This is a genomic window from Streptomyces sp. NPDC048590 (assembly GCF_043199535.1).
Lineage (GTDB): Bacteria > Actinomycetota > Actinomycetes > Streptomycetales > Streptomycetaceae > Streptomyces.
The window spans coordinates 455,838-474,533 of the sequence record NZ_JBICWC010000001.1; the positions used below are offsets into that span (position 1 = coordinate 455,838).

An 18,696-nucleotide genomic window follows, 5' to 3' on the forward strand; every position below is an offset into this window, starting at 1 on the left:
CTTCACACCCAGGTCCGGGGGCGGAAACGGTTGGCCCGCTCCACCAGTTCGATCCTCTCGTCGCCCCGCTGCGCGAGCCGGGCGAGTATCCGGTACGAGCGTTCGAGACCGAACCTGAGGCCCCGCTCGTCCAGCTCGCTGCCCAGCACCGTCCTCGGGCCCGTGAGGGCGGGGGAGGGCGGAGCGGAAGGCCGGCCCGTGGGACTACCGGAGAGTACCCAGTCGAGCGCCGTACCCAGTACCTCGGCCGACAACCGCTCACGTCTCACCGCGTCCAGCCCGTAGTCCTGGAGCGCGGTCACCTGGTCCGCGGCGGCCGACAGATCGTCGAACAGCGGCTCGTGCGGGGCGCGTTCCCGGAGTCTGGCCCGTACCGCGGCGACCCGGGCAGCCGTGTAGTGGATCGACGACTCCGGCACGGACTCCAGGGTGCGCACCGCCGCCGCCCGGTCGCCGGCGGCCAACTGCACCCGTGCCAGGCCGAACGCCGCACTGACGAAGCCCGGATCGGTCTCCCACACCAGGCGGTAGTACTCCGCGGCGTTGTCCAGCTGACCCAGCACCTCCGCGCACACGCCCAGGGCGAGCTTCGGAGCCGGCTCGCCCGGGAACGCGTCGTAGACCGCGTCGAAGGAGAGCGCGGCGCTCTCGTCGTCGCCTGTCACCAGCGAGGCGACGCCCCGGTACCACACGACACGCCAGTCGTCCGGGTGCTGGGCCTCCACCGCACTCAGCGTCCGTGCTGCGGAGTCGAGTTCGTCCATCTCCAGCCGGGCGCGCAGCTCCCGCAGCCTCGTCTCCAGGGAGGCGGCCGGCACGGAGTGCAGCGCGGACACCAGCTCCGCGGGTGCCGAGGCCATGACGCCCGCCAGGAAACCGGCGTTGGGGTCGTTCGGGTCGACCCTGGGCACCGGGAGGGCCAGCGAGGCCGCCCGGGCGTCGAAGGGTGCGAGCCGCGGACCCGCCGGGGCGTACGCGCCCGGCGGCGGTACGGGCTCCGCGGCACGGGGAGCGGGGACGGCCGGCCGGGGCGGCGCGTACGCCGCGACGGCTGCGGGCGCCCCGCCACTGATGTGGGTGTCGGGGGCGTGGACCGGACCCGCGCCCGGCACCACGGCCCGTGCGGTGGCCGGTCCGGGCACCGGCGCCGGGAGCACGGGGGCGGACGGGGCGGGGGCTGCGACCGCCCTCCCGCGACGGCGCCGGGTTCCGGCGTTCCGCGCGCCGAGCCGCGAGACATCGCCCGTGAGCTCGGCGAACAGCACCGTGTCCGTCACGCGCAGCTCGGTGTTGAACAGGGTCGAGAGCGCGGGACGCGGACGGCCGGTCTGCAGGGCGACCACCTCCCGCAGCACACCCGTCAGCTGCTCGGCCATCTCGGCCGCCGAGGAGAACCGGCGGGCCGGGTCCGGGTCGGTCGCCCGCACCAGAAGCCGGTAGAAGGACTCGTACCTGCGGAACACCTCGATGTTCTCCGGATCGGGCAGCGAGTCCACGAAGACGTTGGTGTACCCCTGGAAGTCGAACGTCAGCACCGCGAGCGTCCGTGCCACGGTGTAGAGGTCGGACGCCACGGACGGGCCGGTCTCGGCCACCTCGGGCGCCTGGTACCCGACGGTGCCGTAGATGGCCGACTCGTCGTCGTCCATCCTGCGCACCGCGCCCATGTCGATGAGTTTGAGCTGGTCCTCGGTCTGGATGGCGTTGTCGACCTTGAAGTCGCAGTAGAGCAGGTTGCGGCTGTGCAGGTGTCCCAGCGCCTCCAGCGCCTCGATCCCGTACGCGCAGGCCTGTTCGACGGGGAGCGGGTCCCGCCTCCCCTCCGGCGTCCTGCGCTCGTTGGCGATCTCCTTGAGCGCCTTGCCGCCGACGTACTCCATGACGATGTAGCCGTCCAGCGAACCGGTGCGCTGGTCCAGGTGCTCGACGAAGTTGTAGATGCGGACGATGTTGGAGTGCTCGATCTCCGCCAGGAAGCGGCGCTCCGAGATGGCCGCCGCCATGGCGTCCTGGTCGCCGGTGTCCAGCAGGCCCTTGAGCACCACCCAGCGGTCGGAGACCGCCCTGTCCACCGCGAGGTAGACCCAGCCGAGCCCTCCGTGCGCCAGGCAGCCCGCCACCTCGTACTGGCCGTGCACGATGTCACCGGCGCGCAGCTTGGGGACGAAGGAGTAGGGGTGACCGCACTTGGTGCAGAACCCCTCGGTGCGGCCCGGCCGTTCACCCCGGGCCCGGCCCACCGGCGCGCCGCAGTCGGAACGCGAGCAGAACCGCTTCCGCTCGGGGACCTCCGGATCGCTCATCACCGCGGAGCGCGGGTCGGGGCGCGGGACGCCCGGGACGAGCACGAGCCCCACCCCCAGCCGGCCCCGCCCCGACGCGGTACCGGTGGAGGCGCCCGAGGAGCGCACCGAGACCGAACGGGAGGTGGCGCGCCCCGAAAGGGAGCGTGAGAGCCGGCCCGAGACCGAACGCCGGGACGTCGAGGAGCGGGACGAGGCACGGCCGGACGCCTGCGAGCCCGAGCGCTGGGAGGCGCTCGCGCCGCCCCGGGCGGCACCGCCGCCGGCGATACCCGTCGGCGGCGAACTCACCATGCCCGTCGGGGAGACGACCGGAGCGAGACCGCAGGTGTCGCAGTAGAGCTCCCCGCCCCCCACGTCCTCGTAGGTCCCCTCGCACGTGGGGCGCTGGCACTGCGTACTCACGATGTCTCCCCCTGTCCGTCGTGCCCGCCCGTCGGTGGAGCCAGCAGGTCCGTGGCGGCCCGCTGGTAGCGCAGCACCGCCTGCTCGGCGACCCGCAGATCGCACGGGGCGCTCCACAGCATCCGGCGGGCCGCGTCGTACCGCTCGACGAGCAGCGGGTCCTCCGCCAGACCGTGCCTGGTCACCTTCGCACGGTAGGCGTCCAGCCGGCCCCGCAGCTCCGCACGGACCGCGAGCGGGGCCGTGACGGACGTCAGTGAGTCGCGGGCGCGCAGGAGTTCGTCCTCCGCCTCCCGCTCCAGCGAGTCCAGCAGCGGGGAGAGACGGTTCCACTGCGCGTGCCGCCGGTACTCGGAGGCGGCCGCCAGCCGCTCCTGGAGCGCGGTCGGCGGGCCGCTGACCGCCGGGACCTCCGACGCCGCGATCTTCGCCAGCACCTCACCACGGGCCGAGCGCGCCTCCGAGAGGGTGCGGTCCGCGCGGGAGAGCACGTCCCGCAGCTGCACCAGGCGCTGCTCCGCGTCCTGGCGGACCGCCAGGACCGCCTCGATCTCCCGGCGTACGTCCTCCAGGGCCCGTGCGGCACGGTCGTAGCGCGCGGTGTCGGGGCGACCGCCGCCGGGCGCCGCGCTGCCGGGCCCGGGCAGCCAGAAGGCGAGCGGGTCGGAGATCACCTGCACCCGGAGCGTGGTCAGCTCCTCGGTGATGGACTCCAGGTCGTCCCCGGCCGGGTGCTCCCCGGGCCGCACCCCGACGGAGTGCGCCAGCGAACGGGTACGGCGGAGCTCCGCGGCGAGCAGGTCTATGCGGGCGGGCAGCGCCGACCAGACGGAGTCGGCGGCGACGACCATGTCCAGCGAACCCGCGTACAGGTCGTTCATACGGGCGACGAGCTCCTCCAGGGTGAAGCGCTCGGAGAGCCTGGCCGGGCCACCGGTGGCCGCCTGCGGGCTGACCGCTGCCCGGTTCCCCACGGTCACGCTGTCCCCGCGCAGCACCTCGGTCAGGGCCGCCAGGTCGTCCCTGCCCGGGTTGCGTCGTGCGGCACGGATCTCCCGCGCGCGAGCCAGCGCCCCCGTGTAGGCGTCGAAGTACTCCCACAGCAGGGTGATCGACTGCTCGGCGGCGGCCCAGCGCCGCTCGGTCACCCCGGTGAGGTCGGCGCCCTCCAGGAGCCGTCGGCCCGCGTGGTCCTGCAGGGCGAGGAGCGAGGTCTCGACGGCCTCGTGCTCCGCCGCGAGCCGGGCAAGCGCACGGTCCGCCTCGTCCCGGTCCATGACCGGGCCGGTGGGCCTCCCCGCGAAGCCGGGAAAGGATCCCGCCACGCCCATCGATCACCTCTCCGTTCGTCCTCCGGACCAGGGCCCGGACAGGTTCAGTTGCTGCGGTACTTCGGAGCCGGGGGCCCTTCCACGCCGGGCAGCCCCTCCTCCAGCCACGTGCGGTACGACTTCATCCAGGGGCTGTTCTCCCCGCCCTGGCGGTAGCCGACCAGCACGTGGTTGACCCGCGCCACCAGGTCGTCGGCGCCGAGCTTGGCCGCGACGCCGTAGTACTCGGTGGTGAAGGGGCCGTCGCCCTTGAGCTCCACCGCCGGGTCCTGGGCCGCCTGACCGGCCGCCAGGGCGTTGTCGGTGACCACGGCGTCGACCTCGCCGAGCTGGAGCCGCACCAGGCAGTCCAGCTGGTTGGGCACGGTCAGCTGGTCCCGGTCCTGGTCGGTGTCCTCGTGCTCGTCCTCGAAGACCGCGCCGAAGGACTTCGCCTTCAGGGCGTCGTACGCCGTCGATCCCTCCGCCGTGCAGACCCGCTTGCCCTTCAACGACTCGTCGTAGCCGTCGATTTCGGAGTCCTTCGGAGCCAGCACCTGCTGGCCGGCCTGGAAGTAGGCCGTGGAGAAGGCGACCTGGCCGGCGCGCTGGCAGTTGATGGTCATCGTCCGGACGACCACGTCGACCTTGTCGTTCTCCAGTGCCGAGATGCGCTGGTTGGTCGGTATGGCGCGGAAGATCACCGCGTCCGGGTCGCCGAGGATGTCCTGCGCGATGGCCCGGACCAGATCGATGTCGAACCCCTCCAGGGTCCGGGTCTCCGGATTCCGGTAGCCCCACTGGTAACTGTTCTGGTCGACACCGGCTATCAGCTTTCCGCGTTCCTTGATCCTGTCGATGCTCGGGCCGCCCCCGGACGACGCCGGCACGCTCGCCTCCGGGTCCTCGCACGCCGCGGTACTGGCGGGCTCCGCCGACGTCGCTCCCCGGCCCGAGGGCCCGCCGCCGTAACCGCCGTCCCCGTGGGCCAGCGGAAGCAGTGTGAGCGAGGCGGTGACCGCACACGCCACCGCCATGCCCGTGACCCCACCCCAGCCGCGGAGCCTGCTCCGCGCGGTCCGGTCCGTCCCCCTGGTCATCGCTCGTCCCCTCACCGGTACTCCGAGAGCCTGCGGTTGACCCCGGCGATCGCGGCGAGGGCCCCCAGCGCGGCGAGTACGGCCGCCCCTGCGGGCAGCCCGCCCAGCGCCCCGCGCCCGTCCCCGGCCGCCACGTCGAACTCACTCTGCTCATGGGCGAGGGCCTGCTCCAGCGCGTCGTCGACCTGCTCGAAGGACTCGCCCGTGGTGTCCTTCGGCCCGATGATCTGCTTCAGAGCGTTCTCGTACTCGCCCCGGTCGTCCGTCGTCCTGGCCTTCCGGTGGCGCTCCTGCCACTCGGACACACTGCCGAGGGCGTCCTCGACGGGCCTGCTCCCCGTGCTGTCGTCACCCGCCAGCCGCTTCGCGGTCTCGAGCTGGGCGCCCAGGGCCTTCATGCCCGTGCCGTAGTCGGTCTCGTACTTGTCCGTGCCGTCCTCGGTGAGGACCGCGCCCCTGGCCACCAGCGTGAGGTTCTCGTTCGCCCGTGCCTTCAGGGAGTCGATCCGCGCCTTGTTGAGGACGTCCAGCGACTGCTGTCCGTGCACCATCGCACCGCGAAGCTCGGTCCTGGCCACCGTGTGTCCCACCGTGAGCCAGAGCAGGACCACGACGGCCGCCGCCGTCGCCGCCAGCAGCCCCTGGTTGAGGACGCGGTTCGTCCTGCGGTAGTTGCGCCGCTGCATCCACAGCAGCACGGCCAGCGCCAGCAGTCCCGTGGTCAGCGAGAGGAAGGGCCAACGCCGCGCGTCGGCCGAGTCCGTGGCGAGCCTGCCGGTCTCCGCCGCGTACAACCGCTCCGCCGCGGGCAGGAGTTCGTCCGTCATCTTCTGGTTGGCGTACCGGAGGTAGGCGCCGCCGAGCGGCAGACCCTGCCGGTTGTTCGCCCTGGCACGCTCGATCAGCCCGGTGTACTCGGGGAGCAGCTCCCCCAGGGTGGTGATCTCCTCGTGGGACGAGGAGGAGGCGTCCGTGCTTCCCGCCGCCCTCACCAGGAGCCGTGAGGCCTCCTTGATGTCCGCCTCGTACTTCCGGTGCACGTCCTCGGGTTCCTGCGCCCCCGCGAGGAACCCGCTCGCCGCCATGGTGTCCGCGTCGGCCAGCGAGCGGTAGATGCTCGCCGCGTCGGCGCTCAGCGGCTGGCTGCGTTCCACCACCGCGTCGGCGGACGAGGCGCGCGCGGAGACCTCCAGGAACGTCACCGCGCCGAACACGACGACCAGCAGGGCCAGTACGGCGCCGGCGATGCGGAGTCTGCCGGGCTCCGTCGTCGCCGCGGAGCGCAGACGCGCCACCGCCGCGGAGCCGGGACCGCCGCGCTGCGGGGGCACGGTGGCGTGCGGGGACGTCTCGCCCGGTCCGGGCCCAGGCGGCGCGGCTCCGCTCGGCGCGTGTGTCACTCGACCTCCCCCTCGGTCACCGACGGCGGCACCGGCCCCCGGCCGGGGGACTGGTGCCCGGCCAGAAGTATGGCCGCAGGGACCGGCATTCACCAGGAATACCCGGATCACGCGTCGGATCGATCTCCCCATGATGAACACGATCGGGACAACTGATCGGTTCCCGTAGCGAGAAGGAGGGCGCCACCCGTCGTCCGGACGGGTGACGCCCTCATCGGTGCGACATGGTGCGGACCGGCGGGAGCGGAGGGTCAGGACCAGTGGGCGCGCAGCCTCCGGTGGGCCTCCGCCGGTGCTCCCGTGCGGTCCAGGCCGAGCAGCGCCGCGCCCAGGACGGGCGGCTCGGTGACCACCCGCACCACCGCCCTGGGCGCCCGTTCCGAAAGGCGCCGGGCGATGCCCTCGTCGAGCTGCGGGTGCCGCGCGGCCAGGACACTGCCGCCCAGCACCACCGGCACCTCCTCCGTCAGCAGCCCGAGCCGGCCGAGCGCCACCGACGCCATGGAGACGATCTCCTCGGCCAGCCGGTCCACCAGCGCGCGCGCCACCGGGTCCCCGGCCGCGCTCGTCGCGAACAGCACCGGGGTCATCTCGTGCCGGCGCCCCGCCGGGATCGTCTCCCGGTGCAGCGCCTCTATCAGCGCGTACACCGAGCCGAGCCCGAAATGGCCGGGCAGGGTGCGCACCAGCTCCGTCGGCTCCCCGCGGCCGTCCTCGGCCCGTGCGGCGAACCACATGGCCTCCTCGGCGAGCCCGGAACCGCCGCCCCAGTCACCGGAGATCCGCCCGATCGCCGGGAAGCGGGCCGTACGCCCGTCCGGGAGCATGCCGGCGCAGTTGATGCCCGCGCCGCAGACCACCGCCACCCCGCGGGGCTCGTCCACGGCGGCCCGCAGCACGGCGAAGGTGTCGTTGCGGACCTCGACCGTGCCGCCCCAGCCCCGCCGGGACAGGGCCTCGGCCAACTCCGCCTCCTCGACGGGGAGGTCGGCGTTGGCCAGGCACGCCGACACGTGTTCCACCGCGCCGGCTCCGTCCCCCGCCGCGGCCATGGCCTCCCGGACCGCCGACTCCAGGACGTCCACCGCCGCCTCCACGCCGACGCGCGGCGGCTGGAAGCCGCCTCCGCGCGCGGTGGACAGGACCGTGCCGTCCTCGCCGATCACCGCCACATCGGTCTTGCTGTTGCCCGCGTCGACGGCGAGGACCGAAGCGTTCACGCCCACGCCAGGTGCTCCCGGTTGTTCGCGATCAGCCGGTCGGTGAGGCCCTCGGCGTACTCGAACTGGCCCACGAGCGGGTGCGCGAGCAGCGCCTTGTAGACCCGCTCCCGCCCGCCGCGCAGCGCCGCGTCCAGGGCCAGGTCCTCGTAGGCCGTGACCCCGGCGATCAGCCCGGCGTACAGCGGGTCCAGCGCCGGGACCGCGAGCGGGGAGGCACCCGAACCGTCCACCCGGGCCTGCGTCTCGATGACCGCGTCGTCCGGCAGGAACGGCAGCGTGCCGTTGTTGTACGTGTTGACCACCTGCACCGCCGGGCCGCCGCCGCCGAGCAGGGACGCGGCCAGGTCCACCGCCGCCTCCGAGTAGTAGGCGCCGCCGCGCTTGGCGAGCAGCTCCGGCTTCTCGTCCAGGGCGGGGTCGCCGTACATCGCGAGCAGTTCCTTCTCCATCGCCGCGACCTCCGCCGCCCGGGACGGCTTGGTGCCGAGCTCCCGGACGACCTCGTCGTGCGCGTAGAAGTACCGCAGGTAGTACGAGGGGACCACGCCGAGCCGGTCGATGATCTGCCGCGGCATGCGCAGATCACCGGCGATCCGCTCGCCGTGCTCCGCGAGCAGCTTCGGCAGGACGTCCTCGCCCTCCGGGCCGCCGAGCCGCACCCCGAGCTCCCACGACAGGTGGTTCAGCCCGACGTGGTCCAGGTGTATCTCCGACGGGGCGACGTCGAGCAGCGCGGCGAACTTGCGCTGGAAGCCGATGGCGACGTTGCAGAGCCCGACCGCCTTGTGGCCGGCCTGGAGGAGCGCACGGGTCACGATGCCGACCGGGTTGGTGAAGTCGATGATCCAGGCGTCCGGGTTGGCGCGCCTGACCCGCTCCGCGATGTCGAGGACGACCGGCACCGTGCGCAGCGCCTTCGCGAGACCGCCGGCGCCGGTGGTCTCCTGGCCCACGCAGCCGCATTCCAGCGGCCATGTCTCGTCCTTGTTCCGGGCCGCCTGGCCGCCGACACGAAGCTGGAGCAGGACCGCGTCGGCGCCCTCCACCCCGGCGTCCACGTCGGAGGTCGTGGTGATCCGTCCCGGGTGGCCCTGCTTGGCGAAGATCCGCCGTGCCAGACCGCCCACCAGTTCCAGCCGGTCGGCGGCCGGGTCGACGAGTACCAGCTCCTCCACCGGCAGGGTGTCCCGCAGCCGTGCGAAGCCGTCGATCAGTTCGGGTGTGTAGGTGGACCCGCCACCCACTACTGCGAGCTTCATATCAGCCCTTTACTCCAGTCAGCGTGACGCCTTCGACGAAGGCCTTCTGTGCGAAGAAGAAGACGATGATGACCGGCGCCATGACGAGCAGGGTCGCGGCCATCGTCAGGTTCCAGTTGACCGCGTGCGCGCTCTTGAACGACTCCAGGCCGTAACTCAGCGTCCAGGCACCGGGGTTCTGCGCCGCGTAGATCTGCGGTCCGAAGTAGTCGTTCCAGCAGTAGAAGAACTGGAAGAGCGCGACGGCGGCGATGCCGGGCTTGGCCATCGGCACCACGATCCGCAGGAGGGTTCGGAACTCACCGCACCCGTCGACCTTCGCGGACTCGATGTACTCCTGCGGGATGGTGAGCAGGAACTGCCGCAGCAGGAAGATGGAGTACGCGTCGCCGAAGGCCATCGGGATGATCAGCGGCCAGAGCGACCCCGAGAGGTGGAACTGCTGGGCCCACACCAGGTACATCGGGATGATGATGACCTGGGGCGGCAGCATCATGGTCGAGATGACCATGATCATCGCGGTGCGGCGGCCCCGGAATCGGAACTTGGCCAGGGCGTAGGCGACCGGCACCGAGGAGCACACCGTGAACAGCGTGCCCAGGAGCGCGTACACCAGCGAGTTGCGCCACCAGTCCAGGAACCCCGGGGTGTGGAAGACGGTCGTGTAGTTCTCCCAGTGCCAGGAGCCCGGCCACAGGTCGCCGCTCATCGCCTGCCCGTCGCTCATCACCGAGGTGAGGAAGACGAACACGAACGGCAGGACGAAGAAGAGCGCGAGTGCCACCGCCACGGAGTGGACGGCGATCCAGTTCAGGACGCGCTTGCGCCGGTGGGCGGCGGCGTCCGGGACCTGCGGGTGGCTCCGGTCGACTGGCGCCGGCCTGGTCGCGAGGGTGGTGCTGGTCATCTCAGTCCTCCGCCGGTACGAGGCCGACGCTCTTGCGCATCAGCAGGAGGGTGACGCCCATGGCGATCGCGAAGAGCACGAGGGAGAGCACGCAGGCGGCACCGGTGTTGAAGTTCTGGAAGCCCATCGAGTAGACGAGCTGGGGGACCGTGAGGGTCGAGTGGTCCGGATAGCCGGGCTGGATCACCGTGCCGGGGCCGATGGAGACCCCGGAGGCGAGCTTCCCGGCGACGAGGGCCTGGGTGTAGTACTGCATCGTCTGCACCACACCGGTCACCACCGCGAACATCACGATCGGGGTGATGGCGGGCCAGGTGACGTAGCGGAACTTCGCCCAGGATCCGGCGCCGTCCAGGTCGGCGGCCTCGTACTGCTCCTTCGGCACGTCGAGCAGCGAGGCCATGAAGATGACCATCAGGTCGCCGATGCCCCACAGGGAGAGCAGCACCAGGGAGGGCTTCGACCAGTTCGGGTCGTTGAACCAGCCCGGGCCGTCCAGACCGATCCACGAGAGCATCTCGTTGACCGGGCCGGTGGACGGGTTGAGGAGGAACACGAACGCCACGGTCGCCGCGACGGGCGGGGCGAGGTACGGGATGTAGAAGGCGGTGCGGAACAGGCCCACACCGGTCTTGATCTTCGTGATCAGCAGACCGATCCCGAGGCCGAACACCACCCGCAGCGTCACCATCACGACGACCAGCCACAGGGTGTTCCAGAGGGCCGGGCCGAACAGGGGCATCTGCTCCAGCACGTACCGCCAGTTCCGCAGGCCCACGAAGGTAGGGGCCTTGATCTGGTTGTAGTGCATGAAGGAGAAGTAGACGGTCGCGATCAGCGGGTAGCCGAAGAAGACCGAGAAGCCGACCAGCCAGGGGGAGAGGAACCCCAGGGTCCGCAGCCGCTCGCGGTTCCGCTTGCGCCGCAGCGGCGCGTCGTCGGGAGCCGGTCGGGTGCCCCCCTCGGCGGACTTCGCCGGGGTCAGATGAGAAAGTGCCATGGCTCGGCTCCTCAGTTTTCCGACTGGAGGTTGTCGGCGTCGATCTGGTCGTCGAGTTCCTTCAGCGCCTTGTGGAGGTCCTTGGTCCTGCCGGCTTCCACGGACTGGGAGAAGTCGCCGAACGAATTGATGTACTGGCCGCCGTTGTTCGAGGGCGGTACGGCCTGGCTGTGCGGGTTCTGCGCGATCCGCATGAAGGCCCTGAACGAGGGATCGGCGTCCAGGTCGGGCGACTTCAGCGCGTCGAACGTCGAGGGCACGTTGTGGATGGCGTTGGCGAAGTGGACGACCGCGTCGGTGTCGATCGTCAGGTACTTCACCAGCTCCCAGGCCGCGTTCTGGTGCATGCTGCTGTGCGCGATCCCGGCGACGGTGCCGGTGAGATAACCGCGCCCGTAGGTGTCCGCCTGGCCGTCGGGCACCGGCAGCGGCGCCACTCCCCAGTCGAACTTCGCCTTGGCGTCGTCGAGCATCAGCCCGCGCCACTCACCGTCCAGATGCATGGCGAGCTTTCCCGTCAGGAAGGCGTTCTGCGAGGACATCTCGTCACCGAAGCCGGCCCGGAGCCTCTCCATGGCGTGGTAGCCGCCCTGGGCGTCGGAGAGCTCCCGCATCGTGCTGAAGAACTTCTCCGTGGCGGGTTCCTCGGCGAGCCGGGCCTTGCCGTCGGAGCCGAAGTACTTCGGACCCCACTGGGCGAACATCCGGTCGGGGGAGTTCTGGTAGAGCTGGAAGTTCGGCATGAAGCCTGCCCGCTCCAGCGAACCGTCCTTCCGTTTCTTCGTCAGCTTGACCGCGTCGGCCTTCATCTCGGACATGGTGCGCGGCGGCCGGCTGATCCCGGCCTCCTCGAAGGCGTCCTTGTTGTAGTACATGCCGAACGCGTCGGCGAGCAGCGGCGTCGCGCACTGCACACCCTCGTATTGCGTGTAGTCCAGCAGGGTCTTCGGGAAGACTTTCGCCTTGTCGATCCCGCTCTTCTCCATGAAGGGGTCGAGATCGGCCCACATGCCGGAGGAGCAGTACTGGCCGACGTTGTTGGTGGTGAACGACGTGACGACGTCGGGCGCGTCCCCGCCGCCGGCCCGCAGGGCCTGGTTGATCGTCTCGTCACTCACGTTGCCGGTGGCGACCACGTGGATGTTCGGGTGGAGCTTCTCGAAGCGGGCGATGTTCTCGTTGATCGCCTTGACCTCGCTCGGGGCCGACCAGCCGTGCCAGAACTTCAGCGTGACCGGCTTGGTCGGGTCGTCGGTGTCACTGCCGGTGCTCGGGTTCGCGCAGCCGGCCAGGAGCAGTGCTGCCGCGCCGAGTGCCACGGGCACACGGGTACGGATGTGCCGTCGCGCCATGTCGGACTTCCTTCACGGGGGAGTGGTGGAGACGGGGGAGGGGCAGAGGGCATGGCGGTGCCGTGGGAGCCACCGGGCATGGGTGTCCGCGAGGGGGCGGGAAGCGGTCAGATCGTGTTGAAGGTGCTGTCCCGCGCCTGGGTGAGGGCGGTGCGCAGCGCTCCGGTGAGGATGGGGTCACCATCGACGTCGCTGATGCGGAGCAGCGGCCTGGGCAGCGCCAGACCGGACATCTCGGCCTCGACCCGTGCGCGGAGCGGTTCGCCTCCGGCTTGGGCCACCCGGCCGGAGAGGACGACCAGCTCGGGGTCTATCACGGCCACCACGGAGGCGAGACCGGTCGCCAGCCGGGCGGCGACCTCGTCGCGTACGGCCTTGTCGGCCAGCGCCTCGGCCAGCGGCCGGCCGCCGGCCAGTTCGCGTACGGCGGGGACGGAGACCTGGCTCTGGAAGCCGCCTCCGGCGTCGGGGCCCGCCCAGTCGGCCTCGCCACCACGGGCGAGCGGTGCCCCCGGCAGCGGCATGTAGCCGATCTCGCCCGCGCCGCCGGTGGCACCGCGCAGCAGGACACCGCCGAGCACGATCGCGGCGCCGACGCCGTCGTCGAGCCAGGCGAGAACGAAGTGGTCGTGGTCCTGGGCGGCGCCCTCGTGCTGTTCGGCGAGGGCGGCGAGGTTCACGTCGTTCTCGATGACGACCGGCCTGCCGACCACCTCGGCGAGATCGGCGAGCAGGGTGCGGGAGTGCCAGCCCGGCAGATGGGGGGCGTAGCGCAGCTGCCCGGTCTGCGGATCGATCGCGCCGGGAGTCCCCACCACCACGGCGGCCAGGTCGTCGTGGCCGAGTCCGGTCCCTTCCAGTGCCCCGTCCACCGCCTCGGCGACGAGCTGCGCCGTGCGGTGCCGTACGTCCTCGGCGACGGCGTCGGCCTCGACCCGGCGGGAGCCGACCACCGTGCCGGTGAGGTCGGCGACGACGGCGTCGATGCCGGTGGGGCCGACGGACAGCGCGGCGACATGGGCGGCGGCGGGATCGATCTCGTAGAGCACCGCCTTGGGGCCGGGGCGGCCGCTCTGGCTGCCCGTCGAGCGCACCAGCCCCGCCTCCTCCAGCCGCGCCAGCACCTGGGAGGCGGTGGGCTTCGAGAGGCCGGTCAGTTCACTGATGCGGGTGCGCGTGAGCGGCCCCTCGGCGACGAGCAGGTCGAGTGCGGCCCGGTCGTTCATGGCGCGCAGAACACGCGGGGTGCCCGGTGTGGTTCCGGCCATGAGCGACGCACCTGCCCTCTGTTAGGAAACTTTCCTATTCGGTGAGAGGACGGTAGGACGCGCCTCCCCCGCACGTCAATGGCCCACGGCCGCGCAGTTGCCGGAACGTTGTACGGAGGGGCGGAGCACGCGGAAGGGGCGCCCCGCGGCTTCGCGGGGCGCCCCTTGTGTGCGCCGTTCCTACTTGTTCAGGTTCGTCGGCGGCGGTATCGGCGTCGTCGCCATCGACTGCGGCGACGTGGTCGAGGCGTACGCCGAGGGCGCCGCCATGGCCGCGGTCGGGTCGGCCACCGACTCGCCCTCCGCGTGGAGGGGAGCGACGCCGATCATCCGGATGCCCGCCGCGTCCAGCGCCCGCTTGATCCGCCAGCGCAGCTCGCGCTCGACGCCCAGCGACTTGCCGGGCATGGTCTTCGCGGTCACCCGCACGGTCATCGAGTCCAGCAGCACCGCGTCCAGGCCGAGGACCTCCACCGGACCCCACAGCCGCTCCGACCAGGGCTCTTCCTTGGTCATGGTCTCGCCGGCCCCGGCGATCGCCTTGCGCACCAGCTCCAGGTCCTCGGCGGGGCGGACCGTCACGTCCACGGCAGCCGTGGACCAGCCCTGGCTGAGGTTGCCGATCCGCTTCACCTCGCCGTTGCGGACGTACCAGATCTCGCCGTTGTCGCCACGCAGCTTGGTGACCCGCAGACCCACCTCGATGACCTCACCGGAGGCCACCCCGGCGTCGATGGTGTCGCCGACGCCGTACTGGTCCTCGAGGATCATGAAGACGCCCGAGAGGAAGTCGGTGACGAGGTTCCGCGCGCCGAAGCCCAGCGCCACACCGGCGACCCCCGCGGAGGCCAGCAGCGGGGCCAGGTTGATCTGGAAGGCGCCCAGGATCATCAGGGCCGCCGTCCCGAGGATCACGAACGAGCTGACCGAGCGGAGCACCGAACCGATGGCCTCGGAGCGCTGGCGGCGGCGTTCCGCGTTGACCAGCAGACCGCCGAGGGCCGTCCCCTCCACGGCCTGGGCGCTGCGGTTCATCCGGTCGATGAGATTGGTGAGCGCGCGCCGGATCAGATAGCGCAGGACGATCGCGATCGCGGCGATGAGGATGATGCGGAGGCCGGTGTTCAGCCAGGTGGACCAGTTCTCCTCGACCCAGCCTGCGGCGTTCCCCGCCCGCTCGGCGGCTTCGTCCAGCGAGCCGCCGGTCCCCGGTGAGGGGGCCGCGAACAGAAGGGCGGACAGGGGCACGACGGGGACCTCCAGGTAGGGCGACGGCAGACCAACAACAGTAACGAAGCCGGGAGAGTGGTTCGTTGCCGATCACGAGGGAGATACGCGTCTCACCCGGTGACCCGGGGTGTGTGACCGCCTCCACAGTGCGGCCGGACGCCCTGATGAGGCGGTCGGCGCGGGGCGGACGGGCGTGTGCGGCGACCGCGGGTGAGGAAAATCCCTTCGGCCCGTTACCCGCACGTGGTGGCGCCCGGACCAGGCATGAGGAGAGACTTGGAGCGGATCGTCCCGGCGCGAGCCACGCGTCGCCGGCGTACAAGGAGGCAGTCACGTGCCGCACGTCCTGGTTCTCAACGCTTCGTACGAGCCGCTCGGCGTCGTACCCCTGCGCCGCGCTCTCGTCCTCGTCCTCGAGAACAAGGCAGTCTGCCTCGAGGAATCCGGCGCCTTCATGCACAGCGCCACCCGCGCGGTGCCGGCTCCCAGCGTCGTCCGCCTCAAGCGGTTCGTGCGCATCCCCTACCGGGGGCCCGTGCCCCTGACCCGCCGGGCGCTCTTCGCCCGGGACGGCGGTCGCTGCGTGTACTGCGGCGCCGCCGCGACCAGCGTCGACCACGTCATCCCGCGCAGCCGCGGGGGCCTGCACGCCTGGGACAACGTGGTGGCGGCCTGCCGCCGCTGCAACCACGTCAAGGCCGACCGCCATCTGCCCGAGCTGGGCTGGCGGCTGCGCCACCAGCCCGCGCCGCCCAGCGGACTCGCCTGGCGGATCATCGGGACCGGTCACCGTGACCCGCGCTGGCTGCCCTATCTGCAGCCGTTCGGCGCGGACGACGTGATGGCCCGGATCGACGGCGTCTCCGCCTGAGGACCGGGCCGCCACCCCCGGCGGGGGGAGCCCTCAGCGGGGGTCCCGGCCCTCCTCGGCCACGGCGTACGCCTCGACCGACCACAGCGAGTAGCCGTACCGCGTCGCCCGGCCGTCGCCCTGGACCCTCACGAAGCGGGTGTCCTTCGCGTCCATCCGGACGCTCTCGCGACCACCCCGGCCCTCCCGTACGGTCGCCGCCGTACGCCAGTTCCTGCCGTCGGGGGAGACCTGTATCCGGTAGCGGTCGGCGTAGGCGTCCTGCCAGTGCAGCACGACCTGGCCGAGGCGTGCCGGTGCGGGGAGCTCCGCCTGCCACCACGCGCCGTCCTCGGCCGGTGAGGACCAGCGGGTCTCCGGATCTCCGTCCGCGGCCGCCGCGGCGGGGAAGTCGGGTGTCTCGTCCCCGGACGAGGACGCCTCGGCCGTACGCAGCAGGTCGGGCCCGGCCGTACGGGGGAAGGCACGGACGGTGAGGGTGCTCTCCTGCCCGCCGAAGCTCAACGGGACCTCGTACGTGCCCGCGGGGGTCCCGGCCGGCACGCTGATCTCCACCGGGACATCGGCGCGCGAGCCGCCGGTGACGGTCGTACGCTCCGGCACCTTCACCTTGATGCCCTTCGGCGCCTTCGCCTTCAGCGTCCCCTCGACCTCGCCGGGCCGGCCACCGGCCAGCCGCGCCGCCACCCGCTGGGTGCCGCCGCCGATCACCGCGTCCGTCCTGCTGCGCGCGAGATCGAGCCGGGCAGCCGGTTCGTCCCCGAACCAGGGGACCAGTGCACGGACCTCCGGGGCGCCCGGGGAGGAGGGAGAGGTGCCCGTGACGCCCGGTGCGGGCGGGCCGACGAGTACGGGCGCCGCGGAGCGGGCCGAGACCCGCAGCGCGTCGGCCCGCAGGCCCTTCGCCGCGGCCTGTGTCCACCCCTGCGCCGACAGCCGGCCCAGGCCGCGCCAGCCCTCCCCGGGCACGTGGGCCTCGAGGACCGCGTCGGCGGCCGGGTCGCCCGGCCGGGTCAGCGCGGTGACGGCCTCCAGCGGGCGCGCCCGGTCGAACCGGAGGGTGTAGCCGTGTGCGTCCCGGCTCACCTTCCCCGCGTCCCGGTCGGTGCCGTTCCAGGCCTCGGACTCCTTCAGGACCCGGTCCAGGAAGGGATCCAGGACCCCCTTGCCGACGGTGGCCCGGCTCGCCCCGATCTCCTCGCGGAGCGGTTCGAGCGCCAGCTGGGCCCGCCAGGCCGCCGCCCCGTCGCCGCGCTCCTGCGCCCGCAGGAGATCCACGGCCAGTTCACCCGCCCGGCCGTACCGGGCCAGCTGCCGGCTCCACGGACCCACCTCGGCCAGGAGGCGGCCGCCCGCAGTGGCCTCGAGACGCTCCGGCGCCTCACGCATCACTCCGAAGGCGGCCCGCAGCTCACGCGCCGCCTTGTCACGTCCCGCCGGGTCCGACGGGTCCCCCGTCGTGCGGGAGGCCCAGAACGCGGAGAGCAGCGGCCGCAGGTAGGCGGACTCGTCGCCCCCCAGCACCGAGCCGGCGCTGTTGCCCGCGAGCGCGCCCAGCGCGGCGCGGGCGGAGGCGTCCCCGCCCGCCAGGTCGTCCAGGGCCGCCTGCCAGGACTCCTGCGCCTGGTAGCCCTTGGGGTTCCAGGCGAAGTCCGCGGCCGTGAACAGCGGGATGCGCGAGGCCGACGGCTGCTGCATCGCGTTGGCCAGCAGGGCCGCGGAGCCGCTCGCCACCGCCGGATCCCGGCCGGTGTAGGGGCCGAGGAACACGCGGTCCTGCGCGTAGTCGTTGACCGGGTAGTTGTCCATGGTGACCAGCGGACGCCGGAAGGCCTCCCGGGCGCCCGCCAGCTCCTTGCCGGTGATGGTCCTCGGCACCACCCCGACACCGGTCCAGGCCACCTGTACCCGGCCGTCCAGCTCCGCGGCGAGCGCGGTGCGGTAGTCGGTGGCACCGTCCTGGTAGAACTCGGTCGGCATCATCGACAGGGGCTCCGCCCCAGGGTGGCGCTCACCGAGGTGCCGGGCGACCGCGCCCGCCACCCGGGCCTGCGCCCTGGCCGCGGCCTCCGGGCCGCTGCCGAACGCCTCCGCGTCCTGGTCGCAGTGCCATTCGCTGTAGCTGACGTTCTGGAACTGCAGCTGGAACGCCCGTACGCCGAGCGCCCACATCGCGTCGATCTTCCGGGTCAGCGCCCGTACGTCCGCCTCCGAGGACATGCACATGGCCTGGCCCGGGGAGACCGCCCAGCCGAGCGTCACGTGCTCGGCCCGGGCCTTGTGCGCCAGTGCCCGGAACTCCGCCCGCTGCGCCGCCGGGTACGGCTCGCGCCAGCGGGTCTGGCGGTACGGGTCGTCGCCGGCCGCGTAGAGGTAGCGGTTCTGCTTCGTGCGGCCCATGAAGCCGAGCTGGGCGAGCCGTTCCTCCTGGCTCCAGGGCTGTCCGTAGAAGCCCTCGGCCATCCCGCGTACGGCGGTTCCCGGCCAGTCCCGGACCACGGCCGGGGCGACCGTGCCGCCTCGCACCAGCTGGCGCAAGGTCTGCACCCCGTGGAACTCGCCGTCCTCGCCGACCCCGTCCAGTGCGACGGCGGGACGGCCCCCGGCCGTGCCCACGGCGATCCGGTAGCCACCGGACGGCAGATCCGCGCGGTCGGCCGCGCCCATCTCCCTCAGCGCCAGGCCCGCGTCCGCGCCGCCGACCCGGATCACCGGGCCCCGGCCGGGCAGGGCCTCGTGCACCGTGCGGACGCCGGACTCGCGCAGCAGCGCCCTGACCGCGTCCACCGCGTAGGGATCGGCCTGGGCGTCCGCGAGCAGGGTGACCTCCGAGCCCAGGTCCACGGGCCGGCCGGACGTCCTCATGGACTGCGGACGGGGCCATACCGAGGGGAGACGGCTGTCCTCGGCGCGGTCCGCCGTGGCCGCGGCGGGACCGGCCGGTGCGACCGGGGCCGCGACCGCGGCGGGTGCGAACGGGCCGAGCAGCCCTCCGATCACGGCGACGGCGACGGCCGTCGCATGCCTCCTGCGCCCGAGCTGCACGCCCGACCCCCTCGTCCCGACCT

The 18,696-nt window shown here is 72.4% G+C and carries 13 protein-coding genes; 1 reads left to right on the forward strand and 12 read right to left on the reverse strand.

Features of this window, described 5'->3' with window-relative positions; all coding sequences use genetic code 11:
• Positions 1–2: 2 nt before the first annotated feature.
• The 11 genes from ACGFNN_RS01910 to ACGFNN_RS01960 all read right to left on the reverse strand — a co-directional run bounded on the left by ACGFNN_RS01910 (position 3) and on the right by ACGFNN_RS01960 (position 14,775).
• Positions 3–2,708 (reverse strand): tetratricopeptide repeat protein, encoded by a 2,706-nt coding sequence (locus ACGFNN_RS01910; RefSeq protein ID WP_393551944.1) that lies wholly within the window; start codon positions 2,706–2,708, stop codon positions 3–5.
• Positions 2,705–4,039 carry a hypothetical protein gene (locus ACGFNN_RS01915; protein WP_393551945.1) on the reverse strand — a complete coding sequence of 445 codons (1,335 nt, stop codon included), beginning with the start codon at positions 4,037–4,039 and terminating at the stop codon, positions 2,705–2,707. Before ACGFNN_RS01915 ends, ACGFNN_RS01910 begins: the two co-directional genes overlap by 4 nt.
• Before the next feature lie 44 nt (positions 4,040–4,083).
• Complete coding sequence (locus ACGFNN_RS01920; RefSeq protein ID WP_393551947.1) at positions 4,084–5,118, reverse strand: glutamate ABC transporter substrate-binding protein; 1,035 nt, start codon at positions 5,116–5,118, stop codon at positions 4,084–4,086.
• An 11-nt stretch (positions 5,119–5,129) separates the two neighbouring features.
• Complete coding sequence (locus tag ACGFNN_RS01925) at positions 5,130–6,518, reverse strand: hypothetical protein (protein WP_393551948.1); 1,389 nt, start codon at positions 6,516–6,518, stop codon at positions 5,130–5,132.
• A gap of 251 nt (positions 6,519–6,769) precedes the next feature.
• Complete coding sequence (locus ACGFNN_RS01930; RefSeq protein ID WP_393551950.1) at positions 6,770–7,744, reverse strand: N-acetylglucosamine kinase; 975 nt, start codon at positions 7,742–7,744, stop codon at positions 6,770–6,772.
• Complete coding sequence (locus ACGFNN_RS01935) at positions 7,735–9,000, reverse strand: 6-phospho-beta-glucosidase (RefSeq protein ID WP_393551952.1); 1,266 nt, start codon at positions 8,998–9,000, stop codon at positions 7,735–7,737. The genes ACGFNN_RS01930 and ACGFNN_RS01935 overlap by 10 nt, the downstream gene beginning before the upstream one ends.
• A 1-nt stretch (position 9,001) precedes the next feature.
• On the reverse strand, positions 9,002–9,907 hold the full coding sequence (locus ACGFNN_RS01940) for a carbohydrate ABC transporter permease (RefSeq protein ID WP_393551954.1): 906 nt from the start codon (positions 9,905–9,907) through the stop codon (positions 9,002–9,004).
• Position 9,908: 1 nt separating this feature from the next.
• Positions 9,909–10,907, reverse strand: coding sequence for a carbohydrate ABC transporter permease (locus ACGFNN_RS01945; protein WP_393551956.1), 999 nt, complete (start codon positions 10,905–10,907; stop codon positions 9,909–9,911).
• 11 nt (positions 10,908–10,918) lie between these two features.
• Entirely contained in the window at positions 10,919–12,259 is a 1,341-nt protein-coding gene (locus ACGFNN_RS01950; protein WP_393551957.1) for an ABC transporter substrate-binding protein, read from the reverse strand.
• A gap of 107 nt (positions 12,260–12,366) precedes the next feature.
• Positions 12,367–13,527 carry an ROK family transcriptional regulator gene (locus ACGFNN_RS01955; protein ID WP_393551959.1) on the reverse strand — a complete coding sequence of 387 codons (1,161 nt, stop codon included), beginning with the start codon at positions 13,525–13,527 and terminating at the stop codon, positions 12,367–12,369.
• Positions 13,528–13,707: 180 nt separating this feature from the next.
• On the reverse strand, positions 13,708–14,775 hold the full coding sequence (locus tag ACGFNN_RS01960; protein WP_393551961.1) for a mechanosensitive ion channel family protein: 1,068 nt from the start codon (positions 14,773–14,775) through the stop codon (positions 13,708–13,710).
• 316 nt (positions 14,776–15,091) lie between these two features.
• On the opposite strand from ACGFNN_RS01960, the gene ACGFNN_RS01965 reads away from it, so the two are divergent.
• Positions 15,092–15,628, forward strand: a complete 537-nt coding sequence (locus ACGFNN_RS01965; protein WP_362549699.1) for an HNH endonuclease — start codon at positions 15,092–15,094, stop codon at positions 15,626–15,628.
• Positions 15,629–15,661: 33 nt separating this feature from the next.
• Here ACGFNN_RS01965 and ACGFNN_RS01970 read toward each other — a convergent pair whose 3' ends face one another.
• Positions 15,662–18,673, reverse strand: a complete 3,012-nt coding sequence (locus ACGFNN_RS01970) for a beta-N-acetylglucosaminidase domain-containing protein (protein ID WP_393551963.1) — start codon at positions 18,671–18,673, stop codon at positions 15,662–15,664.
• Positions 18,674–18,696: the final 23 nt, after the last annotated feature.

Bases quoted from the DNA above. Each gene is read 5' to 3' on its own strand.
- ACGFNN_RS01915 (WP_393551945.1), bottom strand. From the start codon at position 4,039: ATGGGCGTGGCGGGATCCTTTCCCGGCTTCGCGGGGAGGCCCACCGGC.
- ACGFNN_RS01920 (WP_393551947.1), bottom strand. From the start codon at position 5,118: ATGACCAGGGGGACGGACCGGACCGCGCGGAGCAGGCTCCGCGGCTGG.
- ACGFNN_RS01935 (WP_393551952.1), bottom strand. From the start codon at position 9,000: ATGAAGCTCGCAGTAGTGGGTGGCGGGTCCACCTACACACCCGAACTG.
- ACGFNN_RS01940 (WP_393551954.1), bottom strand. From the start codon at position 9,907: ATGACCAGCACCACCCTCGCGACCAGGCCGGCGCCAGTCGACCGGAGC.
- ACGFNN_RS01945 (WP_393551956.1), bottom strand. From the start codon at position 10,907: ATGGCACTTTCTCATCTGACCCCGGCGAAGTCCGCCGAGGGGGGCACC.
- ACGFNN_RS01950 (WP_393551957.1), bottom strand. From the start codon at position 12,259: ATGGCGCGACGGCACATCCGTACCCGTGTGCCCGTGGCACTCGGCGCG.
- ACGFNN_RS01955 (WP_393551959.1), bottom strand. From the start codon at position 13,527: ATGGCCGGAACCACACCGGGCACCCCGCGTGTTCTGCGCGCCATGAAC.